The organism is Clostridium sp. 'White wine YQ', assembly GCF_028728205.1.
Taxonomy (GTDB): Bacteria; Bacillota; Clostridia; order Clostridiales; family Clostridiaceae; genus Clostridium_T.
The window spans coordinates 144110-169067 of sequence record NZ_JAQYUU010000003.1 but is presented as its reverse complement, the minus strand read 5'-3'; the positions used below and the strand labels follow the sequence as shown (position 1 = coordinate 169067).

Annotated in this window: 27 protein-coding genes and 1 tRNA gene; 20 read left to right on the top strand and 8 right to left on the bottom strand. The window is 30.7% G+C overall.

The features are described 5' to 3' along the window. The first annotated feature begins 4 nt into the window (after nt 1-4). The 8 genes from PTZ02_RS13035 (at nt 5) to PTZ02_RS13000 (ending at nt 4649) form a co-directional block, all read left to right on the top strand. The gene (locus PTZ02_RS13035) at nt 5-178 is read left to right on the top strand and encodes a hypothetical protein (RefSeq protein ID WP_238883570.1); all 174 of its coding nucleotides are present in this window, start codon (nt 5-7) and stop codon (nt 176-178) included. Between the two features lie 15 nt (nt 179-193). Then, the gene (locus PTZ02_RS13030; RefSeq protein ID WP_238883570.1) at nt 194-367 is read left to right on the top strand and encodes a hypothetical protein; all 174 of its coding nucleotides are present in this window, start codon (nt 194-196) and stop codon (nt 365-367) included. A gap of 15 nt (nt 368-382) precedes the next feature. Beyond that, nucleotides 383-556 carry a hypothetical protein gene (locus tag PTZ02_RS13025; RefSeq protein ID WP_238883570.1) on the top strand — a complete coding sequence of 58 codons (174 nt, stop codon included), beginning with the start codon at nt 383-385 and terminating at the stop codon, nt 554-556. Nucleotides 557-731: 175 nt separating this feature from the next. Further along, complete coding sequence (locus PTZ02_RS13020) at nt 732-1097, top strand: DUF6483 family protein (RefSeq protein ID WP_274228237.1); 366 nt, start codon at nt 732-734, stop codon at nt 1095-1097. 149 nt (nt 1098-1246) lie between these two features. Further along, nucleotides 1247-2572 (top strand): APC family permease, encoded by a 1326-nt coding sequence (locus PTZ02_RS13015; protein ID WP_274228236.1) that lies wholly within the window; start codon nt 1247-1249, stop codon nt 2570-2572. Nucleotides 2573-2680: 108 nt separating this feature from the next. Next, entirely contained in the window at nt 2681-3370 is a 690-nt protein-coding gene (locus PTZ02_RS13010; RefSeq protein WP_274228235.1) for an AzlC family ABC transporter permease, read from the top strand. After that, nucleotides 3367-3666: an AzlD domain-containing protein gene (locus PTZ02_RS13005; protein ID WP_274228234.1), complete on the top strand. Its 300-nt coding sequence runs from the start codon at nt 3367-3369 to the stop codon at nt 3664-3666. Before PTZ02_RS13010 ends, PTZ02_RS13005 begins: the two co-directional genes overlap by 4 nt. 89 nt (nt 3667-3755) lie before the next feature. Next, nucleotides 3756-4649, top strand: coding sequence for a site-2 protease family protein (locus PTZ02_RS13000; RefSeq protein WP_274228233.1), 894 nt, complete (start codon nt 3756-3758; stop codon nt 4647-4649). A gap of 51 nt (nt 4650-4700) precedes the next feature. On the opposite strand, the gene PTZ02_RS12995 is transcribed toward PTZ02_RS13000, so the two are convergent. Continuing rightward, nucleotides 4701-5576 (bottom strand): GNAT family N-acetyltransferase, encoded by an 876-nt coding sequence (locus PTZ02_RS12995; RefSeq protein WP_274228232.1) that lies wholly within the window; start codon nt 5574-5576, stop codon nt 4701-4703. A 133-nt stretch (nt 5577-5709) separates the two neighbouring features. Here PTZ02_RS12995 and PTZ02_RS12990 point away from each other — a divergent pair, with 133 nt between their 5' ends. From PTZ02_RS12990 to PTZ02_RS12980, 3 genes are read left to right on the top strand one after another with little or no spacing between them, the layout of a single operon-like run. After that, nucleotides 5710-6513, top strand: coding sequence for an amino acid ABC transporter substrate-binding protein (locus tag PTZ02_RS12990; RefSeq protein WP_274228231.1), 804 nt, complete (start codon nt 5710-5712; stop codon nt 6511-6513). Between the two features lie 33 nt (nt 6514-6546). Then, nucleotides 6547-7188 (top strand): amino acid ABC transporter permease, encoded by a 642-nt coding sequence (locus PTZ02_RS12985; RefSeq protein WP_274228230.1) that lies wholly within the window; start codon nt 6547-6549, stop codon nt 7186-7188. 11 nt (nt 7189-7199) lie between these two features. Further along, nucleotides 7200-7949, top strand: a complete 750-nt coding sequence (locus tag PTZ02_RS12980; protein WP_274228229.1) for an amino acid ABC transporter ATP-binding protein — start codon at nt 7200-7202, stop codon at nt 7947-7949. A 147-nt stretch (nt 7950-8096) separates the two neighbouring features. On the opposite strand, the gene PTZ02_RS12975 is transcribed toward PTZ02_RS12980, so the two are convergent. Next, on the bottom strand, nt 8097-9332 hold the full coding sequence (locus PTZ02_RS12975; RefSeq protein WP_274228228.1) for an MFS transporter: 1236 nt from the start codon (nt 9330-9332) through the stop codon (nt 8097-8099). A 146-nt stretch (nt 9333-9478) separates the two neighbouring features. Next, on the bottom strand, nt 9479-9952 hold the full coding sequence (locus PTZ02_RS12970; RefSeq protein WP_274228227.1) for a MarR family transcriptional regulator: 474 nt from the start codon (nt 9950-9952) through the stop codon (nt 9479-9481). A gap of 156 nt (nt 9953-10108) precedes the next feature. Here PTZ02_RS12970 and PTZ02_RS12965 point away from each other — a divergent pair, with 156 nt between their 5' ends. Beyond that, nucleotides 10109-11062, top strand: a complete 954-nt coding sequence (locus PTZ02_RS12965; protein WP_274228226.1) for a 1,4-dihydroxy-2-naphthoate polyprenyltransferase — start codon at nt 10109-10111, stop codon at nt 11060-11062. 69 nt (nt 11063-11131) lie between these two features. On the opposite strand, the gene PTZ02_RS12960 is transcribed toward PTZ02_RS12965, so the two are convergent. After that, complete coding sequence (locus PTZ02_RS12960; RefSeq protein ID WP_274228225.1) at nt 11132-12121, bottom strand: ubiquitin-like domain-containing protein; 990 nt, start codon at nt 12119-12121, stop codon at nt 11132-11134. Between the two features lie 463 nt (nt 12122-12584). On the opposite strand from PTZ02_RS12960, the gene PTZ02_RS12955 reads away from it, so the two are divergent. The 3 genes from PTZ02_RS12955 (at nt 12585) to PTZ02_RS12945 (ending at nt 17589) form a co-directional block, all read left to right on the top strand. Then, on the top strand, nt 12585-12755 hold the full coding sequence (locus tag PTZ02_RS12955) for a zinc-ribbon domain-containing protein (protein ID WP_202766744.1): 171 nt from the start codon (nt 12585-12587) through the stop codon (nt 12753-12755). A gap of 131 nt (nt 12756-12886) precedes the next feature. After that, nucleotides 12887-14464 carry a DEAD/DEAH box helicase gene (locus PTZ02_RS12950; protein WP_274228224.1) on the top strand — a complete coding sequence of 526 codons (1578 nt, stop codon included), beginning with the start codon at nt 12887-12889 and terminating at the stop codon, nt 14462-14464. Nucleotides 14465-14664: 200 nt separating this feature from the next. Then, a complete protein-coding gene (locus tag PTZ02_RS12945) occupies nt 14665-17589 on the top strand; it encodes an insulinase family protein (protein ID WP_274228223.1) in 2925 nt (974 codons plus the stop codon). Nucleotides 17590-17688: 99 nt separating this feature from the next. Here the strand turns inward: PTZ02_RS12945 and PTZ02_RS12940 are convergent. After that, nucleotides 17689-17764, bottom strand: a tRNA-Met gene (locus PTZ02_RS12940). Between the two features lie 332 nt (nt 17765-18096). Further along, entirely contained in the window at nt 18097-18447 is a 351-nt protein-coding gene (locus PTZ02_RS12935) for a hypothetical protein (protein ID WP_274228222.1), read from the bottom strand. Nucleotides 18448-18579: 132 nt separating this feature from the next. Between PTZ02_RS12935 and PTZ02_RS12930 the strand changes: the two genes are divergently transcribed. Next, on the top strand, nt 18580-19458 hold the full coding sequence (locus tag PTZ02_RS12930; RefSeq protein WP_274228221.1) for a LysR substrate-binding domain-containing protein: 879 nt from the start codon (nt 18580-18582) through the stop codon (nt 19456-19458). Nucleotides 19459-19502: 44 nt separating this feature from the next. Here the strand turns inward: PTZ02_RS12930 and PTZ02_RS12925 are convergent, their stop codons facing one another. Next, the gene (locus PTZ02_RS12925; RefSeq protein WP_202766749.1) at nt 19503-19748 is read right to left on the bottom strand and encodes a TIGR03905 family TSCPD domain-containing protein; all 246 of its coding nucleotides are present in this window, start codon (nt 19746-19748) and stop codon (nt 19503-19505) included. 45 nt (nt 19749-19793) lie between these two features. Beyond that, the gene (locus tag PTZ02_RS12920; RefSeq protein ID WP_274228220.1) at nt 19794-20174 is read right to left on the bottom strand and encodes a RidA family protein; all 381 of its coding nucleotides are present in this window, start codon (nt 20172-20174) and stop codon (nt 19794-19796) included. Between the two features lie 248 nt (nt 20175-20422). Between PTZ02_RS12920 and PTZ02_RS12915 the strand changes: the two genes are divergently transcribed. The 4 genes from PTZ02_RS12915 (at nt 20423) to PTZ02_RS12900 (ending at nt 24937) form a co-directional block, all read left to right on the top strand. Beyond that, entirely contained in the window at nt 20423-21655 is a 1233-nt protein-coding gene (locus tag PTZ02_RS12915; RefSeq protein WP_274228219.1) for an HD-GYP domain-containing protein, read from the top strand. 125 nt (nt 21656-21780) lie between these two features. Then, nucleotides 21781-22653: an SDR family oxidoreductase gene (locus tag PTZ02_RS12910; RefSeq protein WP_274228218.1), complete on the top strand. Its 873-nt coding sequence runs from the start codon at nt 21781-21783 to the stop codon at nt 22651-22653. Nucleotides 22654-22869: 216 nt separating this feature from the next. After that, nucleotides 22870-23688: a glutamate 5-kinase gene (gene proB, locus PTZ02_RS12905; RefSeq protein ID WP_274228217.1), complete on the top strand. Its 819-nt coding sequence runs from the start codon at nt 22870-22872 to the stop codon at nt 23686-23688. 4 nt (nt 23689-23692) lie between these two features. Further along, complete coding sequence (locus PTZ02_RS12900) at nt 23693-24937, top strand: glutamate-5-semialdehyde dehydrogenase (protein WP_274228216.1); 1245 nt, start codon at nt 23693-23695, stop codon at nt 24935-24937. The last annotated feature ends 21 nt before the right edge of the window (nt 24938-24958 follow it).

The window sequence follows — 24958 nt, the reverse complement described above, 5'->3', positions numbered from 1 at the left end:
AAAAATGAGTAATGAAAACAAAAAAGAAATAAAGATAGCATTAGAAGATATAGATATAATTGATGGGAAAGTAGTAATTACATCACCAGAGATCGTAGAGAAAATAGAAGGTATGAATATTACTGGAGATTCAATTGACGGAGAAGAAGGCTCAAACGTATTAGTAGTTTGGTTTTAGAAGGGGGAAATAAAAATGAGTAATGAAAACAAAAAAGAAATAAAGATAGCATTAGAAGATATAGATATAATTGATGGGAAAGTAGTAATTACATCACCAGAGATCGTAGAGAAAATAGAAGGTATGAATATTACTGGAGATTCAATTGACGGAGAAGAAGGCTCAAACGTATTAGTAGTTTGGTTTTAGAAGGGGGAAATAAAAATGAGTAATGAAAACAAAAAAGAAATAAAGATAGCATTAGAAGATATAGATATAATTGATGGGAAAGTAGTAATTACATCACCAGAGATTGTAGAGAAAATAGAAGGTATGAATATTACTGGAGATTCAATTGACGGAGAAGAAGGCTCAAACGTATTAGTAGTTTGGTTTTAGTATAAGAAAAATACAAGATTAAGTATTTGTACTGATAAAGATGATTTTTATATTTAATATAAGATCATCTTTTTGTATTACATAATACAAAATTTTACATACTAATTTAGTTAATGTACAATAAGGTATAGAAAATATTAAAAGATATATGGCTCAACAAGGAGTGGATTTATAGATGTATGAAAATGACTATATCATGAAAATGATAAAAGCAGCTATGCAGGTAATAAAGGCTATAGTTAAAGGGAGAGATGCTATAGAAAGTAGTATTGATGAAAATAGTAATGATATTATAATTGGAGAAGATCAACTTCTTGAAATAATGGTTAATAAATACGTAAGTGAAGGGAATATTAATGAGGCTGAAAATATTATATTTGAAGCTTTAGAGTCACGTAGATCTTCTAGGAACATAGAAACAGCACTATCCTTTTATGATGAGATTAGCAAATGGGATGAGGAAAAACTCATTAAATATAATTTTTCTAAAGAAGAGATTTTAGAGGGATTAAATATAGTAAGAAAAATGTTTGATAAATAGCAGGAACAAATAGTTCCTGCTATTTGCACTATATAAGCATAATTCCAGTTGACAGATAATAACCCGGCTAATACAATAAACTTATTATGCAAGTATATAGGCGAAAAATATCAGAATAAATTCTTTACAGCAAAGGAGAGCTTAAGTTTATGCAAACTGAAAACAATGTTGAAAAAAACCTGAAAAAGCAAATTGGGTTATTTGAAGCTATAACAATGGTAATAGGTGTAGTTATAGGATCAGGTATTTTTTTTAAAGCCTCAATAGTGTTTAGCCATGCTAAAACTCCTTTTCTAGGAATATTAGCATGGGTAGTAGGGGGGATTATTACAATAGCATCCGCACTTACAATAGCAGAAATTGCAGCAGCTATTCCTAAGACAGGTGGTGTATTTGTTTACCTAAAAGAATTATATGGAGAGAAATGGGCTTTTTTATATGGATGGGTGCAAACTCTTGTATACACGCCTAGTATAGTGGCAGCATTATCAATAGTTTTTGTAACTCAAGCAACGTATTTTATCCCAATGACAGGAACTGAGCAAAAAATATTAGCAATAGTCATCATATTATTTATCTTCTTTGTAAATATCTTATCAACAAAATTAGGAAGTAAAGTGCAAGCAGTTTCTACAATAGCCAAGCTTATACCTATATTAGTAATTATAATTTTTGGATTGATTAATGGAGGAGCTCATAGTTTTGGAGCCCCTGCAGCAAGTTCAGGTACAGTTGCAGCTACAGGTTTTGGAGCTGCTATGTTAGGAACACTTTGGGCTTATGACGGATGGGTTGGAGTAGGAAACATGGCTGGAGAGCTTAAAAATCCTAAGAGAGATTTACCTAGATCAATTATCTTAGGATTACTTGTTACAATAGTTGTGTATATTACTATTAATATTGCGATATTAAATATACTACCTTTATCAAAAATTATGGCATCTGATAAAGTTGCTTCTGATGCAGCAGTAGTCTTGTTTGGAAATTCGGGAGCTGCACTTATAGCAATAGGTATAATGATTTCGATATTTGGTGCCCTAAATGGATATTTATTAACAGGTGTTAGAATTCCTTTTGCTATGGCAAAGGACAATCTATTACCTTTTTCTAAAACAATAGGTAAGGTTCATGATAAGTTTGAAACACCATTAAACACCTTTATTTTAGAGGTAGTACTTGCCATACTTTATGTATTAAGCGGATCTTTTAATACATTAACTAATTTAGCAGTGTTTGTGGTTTGGATATTCTTTGTAATGGCAGTAGCAGGAATATTTATCTTAAGAACTAAACATAAAGATTTAGAAAGACCATATAAAGTACCTCTTTACCCAATAATTCCGATTATAGGAATAGTAGGGGGAATATATATATTAATAAATACATTATTCACTGATACAAAGAATGCAATTTTTGGAATAGTTATAACTTTAATAGGGATTCCGGTGTATATATATTTGAAGAAGAAATCATAAAAATAAGAGCTTAAATGCTCTTATTTTTGTTTGAGGAAGAAATAACATAAGTAGTATAATCTTTATAAACATAATTAAGCAGTAAGCAAAAACTTGAAAGGAGAAAAAATGGGGCAAAACAAAAAATGGGATCATTTTAATCAAGGAATAAAAGCGGGGGTACCAATAGCATTGGGGTATATTCCTATAGCAATAACTTTTGGGGCATTAGCAAAGCAAGCAGCATTACCTACCTATGACATCTTAGCTATGAGTGCTTGGATGTATACAGGGGCAGGACAATTCATGGCAGTATCAATGTTTGCTTCAGGGGTAGGAGCAATGGAGATAATAATAGCGACTGGTATGTTAACATTAAGACATATTGTAATGGAGTTAACCTTTCATAATAGATATAAAAAGTTAACATTTCCTTGGAGACTTGGCTTATCATTAGGTATTACAGATGAGAGCTTTGCAGTCATATCTATGAAAAAAGATAAGTCTCAAGAATATATGGCAGCACTTATGTTTACAGCTTATAGCTCATGGTTTTTAGGGACTTTAATAGGGTGTATATCGGCATCAATAATCCCTACTTGGCTAAGCAAAAGTATGGAAATTGGACTCTATGCACTATTTATATCACTTCTTATTCCAGCCTTATCAAAGAAATCAAAGATTGGCTTTATAACAATAACAAGCATGACTTTAAATTGGTTGATGAGTCAGTATATTAATAAAGGATGGGCAATTATTATTTCAATAATATTAGGTGCATCATTAGGAATATGGTTAATAGGAGATGAAGAGGTATGAGATATTTATTAGTAATACTTATTATGGGAGCGATAAGTCAGCTTTCAAGAATTACTCCATTATTTATAACTAGCAATTTTAAATTTTCTAAAAGAGTTAATAAGTTTCTTAGTGCAGTACCCTATGCGGCTTTGGGAGTAATGATTTTCCCGGGAATTTTATCTGTAGGGAAGTATCCAATAGTTGGACTTGCAGGAGGAGTAACTGCGGTTATTCTCACATATTTAAGGGCAAACATTATTGTAATAATTGCGGCATCAGTAGCAGTTGTTGCAGCAATTAATTCATTTGTTTAAATTAAGCAAATATAACTGAACTTTATTATTTTTATTAGGTATATTATAATTAACATATATTTTCCAGAAGTCTCACTTAAGGGGGAGTTATGTATAAATTAAATGAAAGACCAATAGAAACAACGGAAAACAGCAATGATGCTATAGAGATAAATAAATATCATAAAACTGATTTGTTGAAAGATACAGGGGATAAAAGTAAAGATTTAATAAACAAATCAAAAAGTAATAAAGGAAAGTTAGGGATTGTAGGTATAATATTAGCTATATTAGTTAAAGCAAAAGGCTTGTTACTATTAATTCTTTCAAAGTTTAAAATATTAATGTTAGTTTTTAAGCTTGGAAATTTTACAGCAACCCTATTATCAATGCTTTTCATGTTTATTATTTATGGAAGAGTTTATGGTATTGCATTTGGAATAGGTTTTGTTTTGTTATTATTTTTTCATGAAATGGGACATTTTATAATGGCAAAAAGATTAGGTGTTGATGTGTCTCTTCCGCTTTTCATTCCATTCGTAGGAGCTTTTATAAGATTAAAAGAGCAACCTAAAAATGTTGAAGAAGAAGCAAAAATAGCTATTGCAGGACCTCTTTTTGGAAGCTTAATAGCTTTTATATGCCTAGGGCTTTATTTAGTTATTAGAGATGATTTTTTATTAGCGTTAAGCTATGCAGGTTGCTTTATTAACTTGTTTAATCTTATACCTATATATCCATTGGATGGAGGAAGGGTTGCATCTGCAATATCACCATTTTTGTGGTTTTTAGGAATTCCTATAGCGATAATTGCTATATTCATAAGTTTCAATCCTATTATGCTATTGATTTTATTATTAGGCATAATTCAATTGGTTAATAGAAGGAAGAATAGTAATAATTTATATTATGACTTAGAACCTTATGAACGAGTCGTTTTTGCAATAGAATATTTCGGATTAATTTTACTTTTAGGAGTAATTATTTCATATATAAGCAAATAAGATTCAAAAAAGTGATAGAAATCAAAGAGTGATTTCTATCATTTTTACATTTTATACTATCCATCCTCTAAGTAGGAATCTATTACTACTTTCATTGCTATAGCCTTCATAATCTTTTAGTACAAAGCGTATATTTCCACGCACTAGTTCAAATCGGTTGTTTACTAAAAAGGTAATAAAATCTTTATATTTGCTATTAACTCTAAAAGTTACTCCATTAGGTGGGAGTATACCCATTAAACTATTTATGAGAGAAATAAAAATTTCATTCTTATTATCACAATTATCAACTAATCCCCACATATCTCCTAGTTGATTTTTGTTATAAGTTATAAACCCTAATACCTTATCTCCATCTTGGTAGTAGTATAGATATCCCCCATTATTTAAAGAATTTTGAATTTCACAAGTAAAATCATAGCTTTCTTTTTGGGTTAGAGCAGAGATTTTACTAATTACTTCATTAAAATCTGAAGAATTATTTTTCAGAGAGTTTACAGTTAATCCTGATTTGGATAAAGTATCAGGGGTTCTTAGTACTAATGTAGGAAGAGTTAGAGTAAAACCTTTTTTTATATACAGAGATAATGCAGAAGGATTGTCAGCGAGAGCCTCAAGCCCAATTAATTTACAATTTTTATTTTTAAGATATTCCATAGCTTTATCTAGAAGTTTTGAACCAATTCCTTTTCCATATAGATTATTAGCAACTCCTAGTGGCCCAATATATCCTGTGTCACCTAAAACTCTACAAAAAACAAATCCTAATAGGTTGTTGTTCTCTAGGGCCATGAAAGCTCCATCTTTACAATCTCTAAGCATTGATAAACCCATTTCCTTTGATCTAGGGACATCTCTATTGAAGGTTGTATAATCTAAATTTATAAAAGCATCTAAATAGTCTAAAGTTAAAATCTTAATTTCCATAAGGCACCTCCTAAAAATGTTATATAAAATAGTTTATATTAATTAATATTATATTACAAAAATATATTGACATGTCCCCTTTAATGCTTTAGAATGATAAAGTAATAAAGTGATATTTAAGGGGGACAAATATATGAAAAAGAAAATTGCAGTGGTATTAAGTTTAGCTATGTTAGCTACAACATTTATAGCTTGTGGAAAGAAGTCAGATAAGACTGATTTAGCAAAAATAAAAGATAAGGGTCAAATGGTAGTAGGATTAGACGATACATTTGTACCAATGGGATTTAAAGATGATAACGGGGACATAAATGGGTTCGACGTTGATTTAGCTAACGCAGTTGGGGAAAAACTAGGAGTAAAAGTTAAATTTCAACCTATAGATTGGTCAATGAAAGAAAGTGAACTTAATGGCGGAAAAATTGATGTGATATGGAATGGATATTCTATAACAGATGAAAGAAAAGAAAAGGTTGCTTTTTCTAAACCATATTTAGAAAATAAGCAAGTTATTATAACACTTGCAAATTCACCTATCAAAACTAAAGCAGACTTAAGCGGCAAAAATGTAGCAGCTCAAAATGGGTCAAGTGCAGTTGATGCAGTTGAGAAGGAAGCTGATTTAGTTAAAACATTTAAGGGTGGAAAACTTGTAACTTTTGAATCTAATAATGATGCATTAATGGATTTAGAAGCTGGAAGAGTAGATGCAGTTGTTGGAGATGAAATATTAATAAGATATTATACAAATCAAAGAGGGGAATCTAAATATAAAGTTTTAGACGAAAACTTTGGAACTGAAGAGTATGGTATTGGCTTTAGAAAAGATGATAAAGAATTCTTATCAGCAGTACAAAAGGCTATAGATGAATTAAAAGCTGATGGAACTTCAAAGAAGATTTCAGAAAAATGGTTTGGTAAGGATATAGTGAAATAATCCTTAAATAAGTAATACAGGAGTGAATTTAACATGAATTATGTGACAAGCTTATTACCTTCATTAATGGAAGGGCTTTTAGAAACATTAAAAATATTTGCAGTGACTTTGGCTCTTTCATTACCATTGGGAGTAATAGTTGCACTTGGGAGATTATCGAAAATAAAAATAATAAATACCCTAGCTCAAGGATATATATGGATTATGAGAGGTACTCCTCTACTTTTGCAAATAATATTTATATTCTTTGGACTACCAATTATAGGTGTAACTTTAGATAGATTCCCAGCAGCAATATTAGCCTTTGTTTTAAATTATGGAGCTTATTTTGGAGAAATATTTAGAGCAGGAATAGAGTCGATTGATAAAGGGCAATATGAGGCTTCAGAAGTTTTAGGCATGTCGAATTCACAAACATTCTTTAGAATAGTACTACCTCAGATGATTAAAAGAGTATTACCTCCAGTTTCAAATGAAGTAATTACTTTAGTTAAGGATACAGCATTAGTATATGTTGTAGGCTTGGATGAATTATTGAGATTTGCTAAAATAGCATCTAATAGGGACGCTTCGCTGATACCTTTAGTTGTAGTAGCAGTATTTTATTTATTGCTAACAGCAATTCTTACTAAGGTTTTCCAAAGCTTAGAGAAGAAATATTCTTATTATTCATAGGAGGATAAGTTATGAGTTTAATAGTAAAAGAATTAAATAAATCCTTCAAGGGAAAAAAGGTTCTTAATAATGTAAGTTTCGAAGTTAAGCAAGGAGAGATTGTTGCACTATTAGGGCAATCTGGTGCAGGAAAAACTACAGTTTTAAGATGTATAAATGGGCTTGAAAAAGCTGATGGAGGAAGTATAGAAGTAGATGGAAGCTTCTTATTTAAGAGTGAAGATAGAAAAATAGTATATTCATCTGGGGAAGAAATGAAAAATGTTAGAAGAAGCTTAGGATTAGTATTTCAAAACTTTAATTTATTTCCTCATATGTCTGTTATAGAGAATATAATAGAAGCACCTGTGAATGTGTATAAAGTTCCAAAGGAAGAAGCAAAGGGAAAAGCTAGAGACTTGCTTAAACAAGTGGGATTAGAAGATAAGGAAGATTCTTATCCATTTGAACTTTCAGGTGGACAAAAGCAAAGGGTGGCTATAGCAAGAGCTTGTGCATTAAACCCTAAAATAATGTGTTTTGATGAACCTACTTCAGCTTTAGATCCGGAGTTAACTGAAGGAATAGCAACAGCGATTGAAGGATTAGCTAAAACTGGAATGGGAGTATTAATAATTACACATGATATGGGATTTGCAAAGAGAGTTTCAGATAGAGTTCTTTTTATGGAAAATGGAGATATTATTGAAGAGGGAACTGTAGAAGAGATATTTAATAATCCTAAAAATGAACGTACTAAGAGTTTTCTTGGTAATAGCTAAATATCCTATCAACACTTTTCTTTAACAGTTATATGGTTTTAATGATTTTCAATATAGTATATAAAGAAGTGTGGTATAGATAAATAGGGTTTCAGAACTTGTCCATAAGTTCTGAAACCCTATTATTATATGTTAAAATAGATAATTTTAAATATTTACATGAGTCACTTTATATAAGATTGGTATTGCTACAGCTATAAGGAGCATGCCCATAAAAGCGGGTGCAGTATGTCCAAGGGATACATAGATTTGACCACCAATGACAGGACCGAGTATTCTTGCTAGAGATTGGATAGATTGACTTCCTCCTTGAACTCTTCCCTGTTCACTGGAATCCACAGACTTGGACACCATGCCGTTGAATGAAGGTCCGTAGATGGAGTCACCAAATCCAAATATAAACATTCCAGCTATAAGAAGAGGATAGAAGGAGAACAAAGCCGATGAGGCAATAAGTCCGTAGCCTATAACTTCCGAAATCATGCCAAGAACTGCAATTTGTACATCACTCAGTTTTTTCAAAAGTTTTGGCATTATTAAGCCTTGTGAAATGATGTCTTGCACACCCATTATTGAAAATACAAGACCAATTAGCACAGGTTTCCAATTGAAAGTATCTATTGTAAACTGTGTGAAAATAGCCTGTAAAGATCCACTAGGTATCCAAAGTAAAAATGCTGAGATAAGTAGCCTTTTTAAGCTTTTTATAGAAAGTACGCCTAAAAGTTGTGAGAATGGATTTAGTCTTACAAGGTCAATGTTTTCAAGTCTATTATTCTTGTCAAGGCTCTCAGGCATAAAAAACAATCCATAAATAACATTAAGTAAAGTTATTATTGCTCCAAAGTACATAGGTACAGAATAACCAAACTTGGCAAGTAATCCACCTAGGGTAGGGCCCATAACAGCACCAACACCTACAACCGCACTCACCCACCCAAAGTATTTAGTTCGCTGTTCTCTAGGGGTGATGTCTGCAAAGTATGCAAATATTGTACTAATGGTTCCACCTGTTACACCATCTATTATGCGACCAGCAAATAGCACCCATAGAGCTCCGCCTATACCAAAAACTAAGTACCCGATTGCTGAACCTAAAAGACATACTAAGAGCACTGGACGACGGCCGTATCTATCGCTTAAGGCTCCAAGCCCAGGAGCTGAAAAAAATACACAAACTGCATAAACAGACATTAGTAATGTAACGACAATAGCTTGATCTGCAGGATTGCTTATATAAGGTTGTACTAAGAATGGTACCACAGGGTTTATAATACTAAACCCTATTCCACAAAGAAAAACTGACATAAGACCAAAGACTAAAGCCTTTCTATCCATGATTTGCTCAGTGTTTTGTTCATTATATGATTTAAATTTAGACATTTATATTCTCCTCTCAGAATTAAAATTGTTTCCTTGTCAACAAAATCATGATATCACCATTTTGTTTCCTTGTCAACAAAATAAGTTAAATAAAAATGCAGCCCATCTCAATAGAGTTAGGCTGCTTGTATTCTTATTGTTCAAACTTATTCTGACTTAATATCTATACCTTGTTTTTTAATTTCTTCATCCAAATGATTACTATAGGTTTCCATGAATCTAAGCATACTGTCAAGCTGCTCTTCAGTTACATGTTCAAATACGACTTTATCACGCTCTTGAAACTCTCTGTGAAGTTTTTCATGGACATTATAAATCTCTTGTCCTTGTTCAGTAAGGCTGAAATAAATTTCTTTCTTATTGTCTGGTTTCTGATAGCTTTCAATAACACCCTTTTGAATGAGTTTCTTGGTCATCTTGCTTATAGCTCCCCTAGTCATATAAAAGGACTCTGCAAGTTTTGTCACGTTGGAATCTGCATTTCTTCCGATAAATTCGATACAGTGTACTTCAGAAGAATTAAAGCCCTTAAAATGGTCTTCCATCTTAAGTTTGTTAAGCCAAGTCATTTTGTTAAATAAATTCCTGAAATTAATTTTGACCTGTTCTTCTTTGTTCATGACCTGTATCCTCCCATCCGCTAGTGTAATAACAATATTATAGTAAACTTTTGTTTCTATATCAACAATACTAAAATAATTATTATGGTAAAATTTGATTTGAAAAATACAATTTCTATATTTTATAATTAATAAGAAATGGAGTGAAGATAACAAATGAATATTAAAAGCTTTTTTAAGTTAGCAGAAATACAGACAAAGGTAGCAAGTGTAGTACCTTTTTTATTAGGATCGCTTATAGCAATATATAGATATAACAGTTTTAATATAATAAACTTCATAGTAATGTTTGTTTCTTTGTTATGCATAGACATGGCAACTACTGTAATAAATAACTATATAGACTATAAAAGAGCTATTAAAAAACATGGGTATGGTTATGAAGAGCATAATGCAATTGTAAGATATAATATAAAAGAAAGTCAGGTAGTTTCTGTAATAGGAACTTTACTTGTTATAGCAATGGGATTTGGTGTGATCTTGTATTTAAGAACAAATGTAATTATTCTACTTTTAGGAGCACTTTCTTTTTTTATTGGGATAATTTATTCTTTTGGACCAATCCCAATATCAAGAACTCCCTTAGGGGAACTTCTATCAGGAATCTTTATGGGTGGGATAATACTATTTATTGCAATTTATATACATATTATAGATAAAAACATAATTAACATAGTTGTATTAGAAACAAATATCAATATAGCCTTTAATTTTAAGGAAATCATAATAATAATCTTATTATCCATACCTACCATATCTGGTATTGCAAATATTATGTTAGCTAATAATATTTGTGATAGAGAAGATGATATAGAAAATAGAAGATATACCTTACCAGTTTACGTTGGGAATAAGTTAGCTTTAAAGATTTTTAAGTGGATTTACTATATAGCATATATAGATTTATTAGTATTAATTATTATGAGAGTTGAACCTGTGCTTTCTATATTGTCATTGCTCACTTTTATTATAGTTAATAGGAATATAGGGACTTTTGAGGGGGAACATGTAAAAAGCAAAACTTTTATATTGTCAGTAAAGAATTTTCTTATAATAAATGGAGTAAGAGTATTAGTTTATGGAGTAAGTGTTTTAGCTTTTAAGTTTTAATTTTTAGAATAATAAACATGAAAAAAAGATAGCTTAATAAGCTATCTTTTTTTCATACACTCTGTTCAACTAATTTAAGATATATACATAGATGTTTTTCACGGCCCAATTTAGAGCTTCACCCTTTGAATTAAAGAAAACATCTATGGTATTTCCCTTAACACCAGAACCAGAGTCTGCAGCAGTTGCAAATCCATACCCAGGGATATATAGTTTTGTACCAAAAGGTATAACAGATGGATCTACTGCTACTGTACTATAACCCTCACTATTTCTTACAGCCAATCTCCCACTAGCTGTATAAGTGTTTCCAACTCCGTTAACTGCCCAATAGGCTGTTGTCCTACAATAAATTCTCTTGGAGAAGGACATAGGTTCTCCACCTCTAGAAACAGCTACGGCACTTTGTGTACCTTGAACAACAACTTCGTTTACTGGTTCAGCAATAACTTTATCACTAATTGCTTCTCTAGATATTTCTTTACCATCCTCATATAAAACCTTATAGGTAACTTCTTTTTTACCTTTTACTCCTGGTTGAGTGGTTTTTCTGAAGATGCTTAGCAAGTTATTATCTGACTTAACAATTGTTGTGTAATCTGTTGCTACAGTTTCAGTTATAGTTTTTGAATCTACACGTGTTATTTTTATCTTCATTCCGTCTGATAGTTCAGATGTTTTTTCTGGTTGTACTTTATCATCTTCTCTTAGAGAGATTCCTTCTGATTCAAGCATTTTAGATATGTCATCCTCAGCAGAAAGAACAGAAATATCCTTGCCATCAACTGTTACAATTAAGTTCATAGCTCTTATAACGGTTATTTTATCTGTTTTCTGAAGCTTTGAATCGAGAGCGGGCTCAACTCTATCTTTTTTTCCTAAAGTGATGCCTTCATCATCTAGGACTTTTTCAACTGTATTTTCGTAAGTAGTTATGGTTTTGCTTTCATTCCCCACAACTAAAGTAATATTCTTTTGTTTTGAATGTATTAGTACGACTAAAATTATAATTAATAGTAAAGATGCTAGTATAGCTACAGTTTTTTTGTTAATATTCATTAGAGCCTTAATCTTTAAAAGGGCCTTTTCTTTAATGCTAATGAAAATCTCCTCCTTTTGCTATGCTATATGAAAATGATAGCGGTTTTTCAGTAGCTTGTCAAATTTGACGGAAAATCAAGGCTTGACTAGAATATAATGGAATTTTTTAATTAAGAATAATTAAAGTTATAATAATTGTTATGATTATTAAGGAACTTTCAATACAATTAAGGGAAAAATATGAAATTGTAGATTAAAAAGAAAAATATGGGATAAGTGAATAAAAAGAAATAATATGAATATAATAATAGTGAACAGTGATGAAGTAAGTGCGCTTTTAATGGTTGCATAAAATCCTTCATCATGCTAAAATATAATAGCCAAGGTAAATAAAAGATTTAAATACTTATTCATCATTTCTTCTTTTAAGAACAGGATGTAGATGTGTTTAAGATCTTGATATTAAAAGGAGGAATTTGAAATGGCTGATAAGACTATTTTATGTAAGGACTGTGGAAAGGAATTCATCTTCACTGAAGGAGAACAAGAATTCTACAAAGAAAAAGGATTTGAAAATGATCCAGTAAGATGTCCAGAGTGCAGAAAAGCTAGAAAAGCTCAAAGCAACAACAATAGAAACTTCAGAAGATAGTAATTTTTAGCCCTATAAGAAGTACTCTTATAGGGCTTTTTATTGAGTGTAAACAATATATTAATAAAAATGTAGAGGATTGTTTATATTATATATATACAATCAACATAAAGAAGAAGGATGGAAAATTAATGAGTGAAATGAACTTTAAAGAACTAGGATTAAATGAAGATATATTAAAGGCTATAGATGATATGGGCTTTGAAGAACCTTCAAAGATACAAGAGAAAGTAATACCGGTTTTATTACAAGGATTTGATGTAATAGGTCAAGCGCAAACAGGTACAGGAAAGACTTTAGCATTTGGTGCTCCAGTACTTAACAATATTACCTTTGGCAATAAAAATACTAAATGTTTAGTATTAGCACCTACTAGAGAATTAGCCATTCAAGTAAATGAAGAATTAGTAAGAATAGCTAAACATACAAGAGCAAGAATATTACCTGTTTATGGTGGTCAATCAATTGATAGACAAATAAAAGCACTTAACAGAGGAATTGACATAATAGTTGGTACACCAGGTAGAGTTTTAGACTTAATGAGAAGAAATGTAATAAACCTAAGAAACATTGAGTTCTTAGTAATGGATGAAGCGGACGAAATGCTTAACATGGGATTTATTGATGATATAGAAGAGATTCTTAAAGGAACAAATCCTGAAAGACAAACACTATTATTCTCAGCTACAATGCCAGCTGAAATTAAAAAATTAGCTAAAAACTATATGAAAGATGATGCACAACATATTTCTATAATAAAAAATGAGATGACAGTTTCTACAGTTAGTCAATATTATTATGAAGTAAAACATTCTGACAGAGTAGAGTCATTATGTAGAATTCTTGATGTAGATTCTCCTACAGCAGCAATTATATTCTGTAAGACTAAAAAAGGAGTAGATGAATTAGTTTCATCTATGCAAGCAAGAGGATATAGTGTTGAAGGTATGCATGGTGATTTAACACAAAACCACAGAATGAATACTCTTAGAAAGTTTAAAGAAGGACATTTAGAATTCTTAGTAGCTACAGATGTAGCAGCAAGAGGTATTGACGTTGAGAATGTTACTCATGTTATAAACTATGATCTTCCACAAGATACAGAGTCATATGTACACAGAATAGGAAGAACAGGTAGAGCTAACAGAGAAGGTGTAGCATATACTTTAGTTACTCCAAGAGAGTATAGAGCATTAAAGCAAATAGAGAGAGCTACAAAAGGTAAAATTAAGAGAAAAGAAATACCTACAATTGATGATATATTTGAAGCAAAATATAACACAATATATACAAAGATAAAGGAAACTATTGAAGGAGAAGATTTCAGTAAGTTTATACCTTTAGCAGAACAAATAGATGCTGAATTTGATTTAGTTGATGTTGCGGCAGCATTAATGAATATGATATACAGCAAAGAGGTTTCTTATGATTCTTCTGAGAACTCTATATCAGTAAAATCAGGTGGTGGATATGAGAGACTATTTATCAACTTGGGAAGAAAAGATGGAATGAATCCGAAGAGTCTATTAGCATTCTTAAGTGAAGGTGCAAGATTTAGAAAAGAAGATATAGGAGATATTGATATCTTTGATAAATACACATTTATAGATGCATCAGAAGATGCTGTTAGACACATAATGAAAAATTCTATTGGAAAAAGAGTTAGAGGAAGAAAAGTTAACATAGAAATAGCTAATTCAAAAAAATAACATAGTAATATTTATAAGTCATGTGAGTGTGTAAAAACATCTTACATGACTTTTTTGCTATTTAGTAATCTCGCCTTGACGATTTTTTATTAAAATAATTCAAAAAAATTACTAGACTTTGTAAGAAAGTAATTTTAAAATTTAATTTAATACGTATAATATAAATAAATCAATAGATTTATAGAGAGGATGCTAAATATATGGATTATAAAGAAGGTACTATATTAAGTGGATTTAGATTAGACAGTGTTAAGGACTTAAAAGAGATAAATTCAACTGGATTAATTTTTACTCATGAGAAAACACAAGCTAAATTAATTAAACTTATGAATGATGATGATAATAAAGTTTTTGCTATTACTTTCAAAACACCTCCAGAAAATAGCACTGGAGTACCTCACATAATAGAACATTCTGTATTGTGTGGATCAGAAAAGTTTACAAGTAAGGAGCCTTTTGTAGAATTATTAAAGGGAAGTCTTAATACTTTTTTAAATGCTCTCACCTTTTCAGACAAAACAATGTATCCTGTAGCTAGTAAAAATAAAAAAGACTTTTTCAATTTAATGGATGTGTATTTAGACGCAGTTTTACATCCAAACTTATATAAAGAAAAAGAAATTTTTATGCAAGAAGGCTGGCATTATGAAATAGACGAGACAACAGATGAACTTAAAATAAATGGTGTTGTATATAACGAAATGAAGGGTGTTTACTCATCCCCTGATTCAATTATTTCTAGGGAAGCAAGTACCTCATTATATCCGGATACTACATATGGAGTGGATTCGGGTGGAGATCCAGATGTTATACCTGAGTTAACATATGATTATTTTGTGAATTTTCACAAAAAGTATTACCATCCATCAAACGGAGCAATTTTTCTATATGGAGATGGAAATACAGAGGAAGAGCTAGAATTTATACATGAAAACTATCTTAAAAATTATGATTTTGCACCGGTAGATAGTGAGATAACAGTTCAAGAACCATTTAATGAAGAGAGAAAAACAAAACTATCTTATGGAATAAGTGAACAAGAAGATGAGAGTAAAAAGACATATATTTCTCTTAATTATTCAATAGGAGATACCTTAGACAAGGAATTAGGGCTATCTTTTGAGGTTTTAGAGTACATCTTATTAACTGCAAATAATGCAATATTAAAAAATAGATTAATTGATAGCGGAGTGGCAACCGTAGTTTCTGGTAGATATGAGAGAGGAATAAAACAACCTTATTTAAATATAACTATCAAAAATACTGATCAAGAAAATGAAAGAGAAATAATATCTAAGATTGAAGAAATTCTTAAAGATATATGCAAGAATGGAATAAGTGAGAACTTCATCACTGGAGCTATTAATAGAAAAGAATTTGAAATCAGAGAAGCTAATTTTGGAGGTTATCCAAAAGGATTAATTTATGCCATAAGAATATTAGAAAGTATGTTATATGGTGGAGAAGCTTTTCTGAATCTAGAAAACTCAGAAACAATTGATGATATTAGAAAAAAAGCAGCTAATGGATATCTTGAGAAACTAATCGAAGATTATATATTAAATAACACTCATAAATCGATTATAGTAATGACTCCAGAAAAAGGATTGACTGAGAAGAAAGAAAAGGACTTAAAGGCAAAGCTTAAAAAGATAAAAGAAACATTGTCATCGGATGAACTTCAAAGGATAAAGGACGAAGCAGAAAAACTGAACAAGAGACAATTAACTCCAGATACTAAGGAGCAGCAAGATACAATTCCTAAACTAGCCATTGAAGATATACCTAAGAAAGTAGAAAACATTGAACTAAAGGAAGTAGATGTTAAGGGGCTTAAGACTTTATTTACTCCTATGTTTACTAATGAAATTTCTTACGTTAAATTGATATTCGATGGAAGAACTATAGAAAAAGAAGATGCTCAATACATGGCTTTATTATCATTCCTTTTAGGAAAGATAAATACTAAGACAAAAACTTATGAGGAATTAACCAATGATATAAATATGAGTACAGGTGGGCTATCTTATTCTACAAGAAGTTTTTATAAAAAAGGAAATATGGAGGACTTCACACCTGTATTCACTATGGCAGGTAAAGCCCTAAGTTCAAAAGTTGGTGAATTAGTTAAGTTAATGAGAGAAGTGGCTATTGAAACTTCTTTTGAAGATACAAATAGAATATTACAAATAGTTAGAGATTTAAGATCTAGATACCAAATGGCAATGGTAGCTTCAGGAAATGTAATTGGTGCTTTAAGAGCTATAGGTTATATTTCAAAGAGAGGATATTTTGAAGATCTTATAGGCGGACTTGGGTTATATAATTTTCTATGTGATATACAAAAGGCATTAGAAGAAAATCCAAAGGAAGTTAAAGAAAAACTAGAGAGTGTATCTAGAAAAATATTCAACATAAATAATTTAACTATTTCATTTACAGAAGAAGAAGGTAAGTTATCATTATTAGAGGAAAATATAGATATACTAATAGATGGGTTGAATAAAGAAGGTGTTTACCTAAAAGATTACGAGTATCCACTTAAGAAGTTAAATGAAGGATTATTAACTCAAAGTAATGTAAATTATGTTGTTCTTGGTGGAAGTTATTTAGATAAAGGATTTTCTTATTCAGGTTCTATGAGGGTACTAAACACTATACTTAACTTTGATTATCTATGGAACAAAGTTAGAGTTGAAGGCGGAGCTTATGGAGTAAGAATAAACTTAAGTAAGGATGGATTTATATATTTTAGCTCCTATAGGGATCCTAATATTGAGAAGACTTTTGACGCATATAGGAAAACTGTAGAATATTTGAAATCTTTCAATGCAACTGATGAAGATATGGTGAAATATATTATAGGAACGATAAGTAAGCTTGATATTCCATCAAATCCAGATTCTAAGGCAGATAAAGCTGTATCAGATTACTTTGCAGGAGTAACTTATGAAGAATTAAATAAAGAAAGAGAAGAAATACTAAAGACAAGTGAACAACAAATAAAAGACTATTATAAAGTTATAGAGGAAGCAATAAAAGACAATTCAATAACTGTTGTAGGAAATGAAAATCAAATAAAAGCTTCAAAAGATATATTTGATATGATAGTAAATTTATTTTAGTTAAATACTATATAAAGATAAAATCCAGTTTAATAACTGGATTTTATTAATTTTTAGATAAGAAAAAGAATCCTAATTTAAAATTAGGATTCTTTGTTATGGTTGCGGGAGCAGGACTTGAACCTACGACCTTCGGGTTATGAGCCCGACGAGCTACCAACTGCTCCATCCCGCGATATTAATAACATTAGATTTCTCTAAGCTACCTTGTAAGTATAGGTTACTTGCTTATATAAGTCAATAGTAGTTTTAAATAAAATAATTAAATTTTATAGATATAAGCAAATCTTGCCTACTAGATATAATCATTAAAGGTATATATCAGCCCTATATATGCTGTTTACATCCTAGATTATATCTTGCTAGGCATATAATTAACTTTTAAATTAATTAACAATGTTAAAGTATTTAATGAGTAAGGAATTGCAAGAAGTAGAGTTACTTCTTGCAAATATTATAGCATAAACCTTAGATTTATTCAACAAACTTTCTGAAAATTGTGTCTATTTATCTATGTCTAGCTAAGGCTTTTATACCATATACTACTGCTAAAGCTCCTATGCCCATTAATGCCATGTTTTTCATATCCATTTTACTCTTAGAACTGCAACATTCTATATGGGATTGAGTATTGTTAGTGTTGTTATTATTGCTAAATGATGACTTGAAAGTTTTAGCCTTATCTTTAATAAAATCTACAATGTTTGCCATATCACTAGAATATTTGTTTTCTAAAGTTTCTAGTAAACTTTCCTCACAACAGTAGTTAGTATTAGCATGTTTTGCTCTAGGTATTCTTTTTCTTTTTGACAAATATGTCAATTCCTTATTTAAATTTACTCCAACGTTACTATACACAAAAATCACCTCATAAAATAGTCTCTCCACTTTTTATAATGTTTATAAATATAAAATACAATTTCATAATTATTTTTTTTGGTATAAAATTTAATTAGAAAAAGAAATAGTAGATTAAGGAATGAATATATAATGATTGAAGAATTAAAAACATTTATCGCAGTAGTAGAATTAAAGAATTTTACTAAGGCAGCTAAAGAAATATCCATATCACAACCGAGTGTAAGTGTTCATATTAAAAACTTAGAAAATTATTTTAATACAACATTAATTATGAGATCTAAAGAACAAAAGAATATCATTATAACTAAAGATGGAGTCATATTATATGAGCGAGCTAAAAAGATCATAAATATAATAGAGAAAACTAAAGAAGAGTTTATAGATTCTCAAGTAAGAGTAACTGGCTTGCTTAAGATAGGAGCAAGTTTAACTATAGGTGAGTTTTTCCTTCCAAGGTTTTTGGGAGAATTTAATAAAAGGTATCCAGAATTAGCTTTAGAGATATCTATTGAAAATACATCGTCTATATGCGAAAAGGTGAGTAAGTTACAGTTGGATGTAGGATTAGTAGAGGGATTAATAACTTATAACACTAATATAAAATCAGGAATATTTGCAAAGGATAGGCTTGTGGTAGCAGTTCCTAAGAATTACTTTGAAGAAAATGGCTCATTAGAAAATGCAACTTGGATAAGCAGGGAGCCGGGTTCTGGAACTAAACAGTATTTAAATATGTTTCTTGAGAAAAATCATATTGAACCGAAGCATACAATAGTACTAGGAAGCAATTATGCAGTTAAGGAAGCTGTTAAAAATAGATTAGGAGTAACATTAATATCTTATTTAGTAGTAGAAAAGGATGCAGCAGAAGGTGAACTAGAGATTTTTGAATTAGATCAAGAGTACAATAGAGACTTTACATATATTATGCCTGAAGGAATAATATATTCTAAGGCCTTAAAGATGTTCATAAAAGAATTAAAAGAATACAAAAATGACTATATATAAATAAAAGCCTCCCTTTAAACGTATTTTTAAAGGGAGGTTAAATATTACTTTGAACTTAAATAGGTTTCAAGAGCTTTTGCCAATTGATCAGGACAAGATGTTGATTTATCTTTACAAGTCATACCTTTAAGTTTAGAAATTACATCATTAACTTCCATCCCTTCAACTAACACTCCAATTCCTTTTAAATTTCCGTTACATCCACCTACATAAGAAACGTTCTTAAGTTTATTATCTTCAATATCAAAAATGATTTCTTTAGCGCATACGCCAGAAGTAGTAAAGTTCATTTTAAATCCCCTTTTTATCTTTAAGTTATAGTATATTAGTATATATTATTTAGAAATAGCTATCATCTCTATTTCTATTTTTACATCCTTAGGTAATCTAGCTACTTGAACTGCACTTCTTGCAGGTGGGTTGTTTGGAAAATATGATGCATATACTTCGTTCATAGAAACAAAGTCATTCATGTCAGAAAGAAAGACAGTAGTCTTAAAAACATTATCCAAGCTAGTTCCGCCAGCTTCAAGTATGGCTTTACAATTTTCTAAAGATTGCTTAGTTTGTTCTTGAATAGTTTCTGGAATTTCACCTGTTTTAGGATTTAGTGGAATTTGGCCTGAAGTATATATCAATTCTCCGATTTTTACACCTTGAGAATAAGGTCCTATAGCTCCAGGAGCGCTGTTTGTAGAAATAATTTCTTTATTCATTTATATCCCTCCTTATAATTCCATAGTAATTTTATTGTAATTGTCTGAATTAAATTTTAACATAGGGGTTTTGGTTTTTCAATAAGCATTCCATATGTAGGTATGTAAGTATTATATATACATTTGAGTAATATATAATTATAAATAAATATTAAAAAGACAAAAAAATGGATATAGAAATGTAATATTATGTTTTAAAACAGAGAATTTTGATGTAAAATAATTATACGCATAAGGTAGGTGATTAAATGAAGGTAGGTATAGATGAGATTATAGAGTCCTTGGTAATTACAGTGAGTTTGAGTGAAATTGCAAATAACTCAACTATTAGAGAGCATATTGATGGAATTAAAAAAATGAACAATAAGGATGACTATATAAGCCATTCAAAGGGAACAACATTTATAGCATTAAATATTGCAAAAGAAATGCGTTTAAATGAAGAGGATTTGAAAAATCTATATATAGCAGCATATCTTCATGACTTGGGACTAACAAAGGTAGCATTTATGGAATATGATGAGGAATCGATAACTAGAGAACATTGCTTAGAAGGGGCAAGGCTCATAAGTAATATACCTAAAATTGAAAAAATAGCTGAATATGTAAAGTATCATCATGAAAATTATGATGGAACTGGCCCCTTTGGGTTAGCAGGTGAACAAATACCTTTAATGAGTCAAATATTAAAGATTAGTGATTTTATAGATTCTAATTATATAGAATGTAGCCCAGAAGATTATAAGTGGATAATAAGTATATTGACTAACGATATTGATAAATATGTATCTTCAAGTGTTGGAAAAGCTGTGATACAAGTGATTTCTAAAAAGACATTATGGAGAGGATTAAATGATCCAGATTTCATGGATAAGTGGATGGAGAGCAATAAACCAATAATTAAAGAAAGTCTTAATACTTATGAATTCTTGCAAGTTGCAGAAGTATATGCTGAAATTATAGATATAAGAAGTTCTTTTACTGCAATGCATTCGAGAGGCATATCAGAATTAGCATATACTATGGGGAAATATAAAGGCTATGATGAAAATAAAGCCATGAAATTAAAGATTGCAGGACTATTACATGATATAGGGAAATTAGCAGTTCCAATCAAATATATTAACAAAAATGGTGCGTTAACGGATATGGAATATAAAGTAGTTAAAACTCACGTTGTATATACAGATTTAGTATTAAAACCAATAACAAGTATAAATGACATAAGAGAATGGGCTATAAGCCACCATGAGAAGCTAGATGGAACAGGATACAGTAGAGAATTAAAACATAATGAATTAGGTGAAGAACAAAGACTTTTAGCTATTTGTGATATATATCAAGCATTAGCTGAGGATAGACCATATAGAAGAGGTTTGAAACGAGAAAAGTGCTTAGAGATTATAGGTAAAATGGTAGAAAACAATAAATTGTGTCCAAAAGCATTTGAAGTGTTAAAATGCGTAACTTCCAATTTATAAGAGAAAAATAAATATTTTAAAGTCTATGTCATAAGACGAAATTATTAAGTTTCGTCTTTTTGTGTATTAAAAACACTCCTTTTAGAAAATAATAACTTTAGGTTTTTTTAAGGAGGTAAATTGAAATGAATGAATCAACAAATTTCCCAACAAAATTTCCTGCTCAGCATCAAGGGATTCAACCAGGAATCGAAAAGGATATGAATCCACTGCCAATATATCAAGCTCAGGGATATAGTATAAGTAGTGGAAGGCTTAAAGACAAAGTTATGCTAATAACAGGTGGGGACAGTGGAATTGGGAGAGCTGTATCAATTGCAGCTGCAAAAGAGGGAGCTAAAGTATCAATTGTATATTTTAATGAAGAAGAAGATGCTTTGAAAACAAAAAGTGAAATTGAAGCTATTGGAGGAGAGTGCCTTTTAGTTAAGGGTGACATAACTAAAAAGGACTTTTGTACTACAGCAATTACAGAAACTATAAATAGATTTTCAAGCATAAACATATTAGTTAGTAATGCAGCAGTTCAATTCCCACAAAATAAGATAGAAGACATAAGTGAAGAACAATTAAGAAAAACATTTGAAACCAATGTATTTGGTGCATTTTTCATAATTCAAGAAGCCATTACACATATGAAAAAAGGGGATTCAATAATAATAACAACCTCAATTACTGCATATAATGGGCATGAAACATTAATTGACTACTCAAGTACAAAAGGGGCATTAACAACATTAACAAGATCATTAGCAACTAATTTATCAAGTAAAGGGATAAGAGTTAATGCAGTAGCCCCAGGACCAGTTTGGACCCCATTAATTCCATCATCTTTCGATGAAAAGAAAGTTGAAAAATTCGGCACTGACAATCCATTGGGAAGGGCAGCACAACCTATAGAACTTGCAGGTGCATACATATTTTTAGCATCTCAGGATGCATCATTTATTAATGGAGCAACAATTCATGTAAATGGTGGAGCAATGGTTGTTATTTAAATAGTAAAATAGAAAAAACTTATGAATATAGGGTTTTAAGTTCAACTAATAACTTATTCATGCCTGAAAATGTCCAGAAGCCGACATTTTCAAACAAGTATAAGTTAAGTTTCCTATAAAAAACCCTATATAAATATGTGTAATATTAAATAAGTGTGTTATAATAGAAAAAAATTTATTCGAAAGATAATATAAAAATGAAGGGGGCATCATAGCTTGAGTTGGGGGAGAAAAGTAATTAAAAATAGTAAAAGAATAGTTGTTAAAGTTGGTACATCAACACTTACATATGATAACGGGAAGATTAATTTAGGAAGGATAGATAAACTTGCAAGGGTTTTATCTGATCTAAATAATCAAGACAAAGAAATAATCCTTGTATCATCAGGAGCAATTGGGGTTGGATGCAGCAAGCTTAATTTAAAAGAAAGACCAGAATCCATAAGAGAAAAGCAAGCGATAGCAGCTGTAGGACAATGTGAGCTAATGCATATCTACAGTAAGTTATTTGGAGAATATGGTAATGTAGTTGGACAAATATTATTAACTAGAGCTGTTGTTGAAGATGAGCATATAAGAAGTAATGTAGTTAATACTTTTGAAACCTTGTTAGAAAAGGGAATTATACCTGTAGTTAATGAAAATGATACTGTATCTATTGATGAGATAAGAAACATGCTTAATTTCGGGGATAACGATAATCTTTCTGCTATAGTAGCTAAGTTAGTTAATGCAGATTTACTAATAATATTATCTGATATAGATGGATTTTATGATTCGGATCCTAGGGTTAATAAAGATTCTAAAATGCTAAAAGAAATATATGAAATAACTCCAGAACTTGAGGAGTGTGCAGGTGGAGCTGGTTCAGCCCAAGGTACTGGTGGAATGAAAACCAAGCTTGATGCAGCAAAAGTGGCGATAGATGCTGGAGTAGGTATGGTTCTTGCAAATGGAAAAGATCCAAGTATACTTATTGACATAATCCAAGGTGAGGAAATAGGAACATTATTTATTAATAAAAAGGGGGAATAGTTACATGGAAGAATTAATCTTAAAGGGAAAGGAAGCTCAAAAAGCAGCAAGGTTTTTAGCTACGGTGTCAACAAAAGCTAAGAATGAAGCTTTGGAAAAGATCGGAGAGCTCTTACTAGCAAAAAAGCAAGAGATAATTAATGAGAACGATAAAGATTTAATAGCTGCTAGAGAAAAAAATATTACAAAAGCCATGTTAGATAGACTTACTCTTATAGATGTAAGGATAGAAGATATGGCCAAAGGTGCAATTGAAGTGGCTGCTTTACCAGATCCAGTTGGAGAAGTAATTGGAATGTGGAAGAATAAAGCAGGACTTCAAATAGGAAAGCAAAGAGTTCCTCTTGGAGTTATAGGGATTATTTATGAAGCAAGACCAAATGTAACTTTAGATGCAGCAGCCCTATGTTTGAAAACAGGAAATGCAGTAATTTTACGTGGCGGAAGTGAAGCAATTAATTCTAATAAGGCCATTGTAAAAGTAATAGGAGATGCCCTAGAGTCAGTAGGATTTCCAAGGAATTGTGTTCAACTTGTTGAAGATACTAGTAGGGAAACAGCAAGAGAAATGATGAGGTTAAATGAATATATTGATGTTTTAATTCCTAGAGGTGGAGCAGGACTAATAAAATCTGTAGTAGAAAACTCAAATATTCCAGTTATACAAACAGGAGTAGGAAATTGCCATGTTTATGTTGATAGTGAAACAGATTTAGAGATGGCCAAAAATATATTGATTAATGCCAAATGTAGTAGGCCAGCAGTATGTAATGCTTGTGAAACTTTGCTAGTTCATGAGAAAGTTGCAGAAGAATTTCTTCCATTAGCATATAGTGGGCTTAAAGAATATAATGTTGAGATAAGAGCTTGTGATAGAACACTTAAGTATATCCCAAGTGCTGTAAGAGCAACTGAAGAAGATTGGGATAAAGAATTTTCAGACTACATTATAGCAATAAAAATTGTAGACTCTCTAGAAGAAGCCATTGACCATATAAATGAACATGGTACAAAGCATTCTGAGGCAATTGTTACCACTAATTATTTTAATTCTCAGAAGTTTTTGAGAGAAATAGATGCAGCTGCAGTTTATGTAAATGCGTCTACTAGATTTACAGATGGTTTTGAATTTGGTTTTGGAGCAGAGATAGGAATTAGCACTCAAAAATTACATGCTAGGGGACCAATGGGATTAAATGAATTAACCACAATAAAATATATTATATATGGTGAAGGCCAAGTGAGATAATAATAAGGACTAACTAAGAAG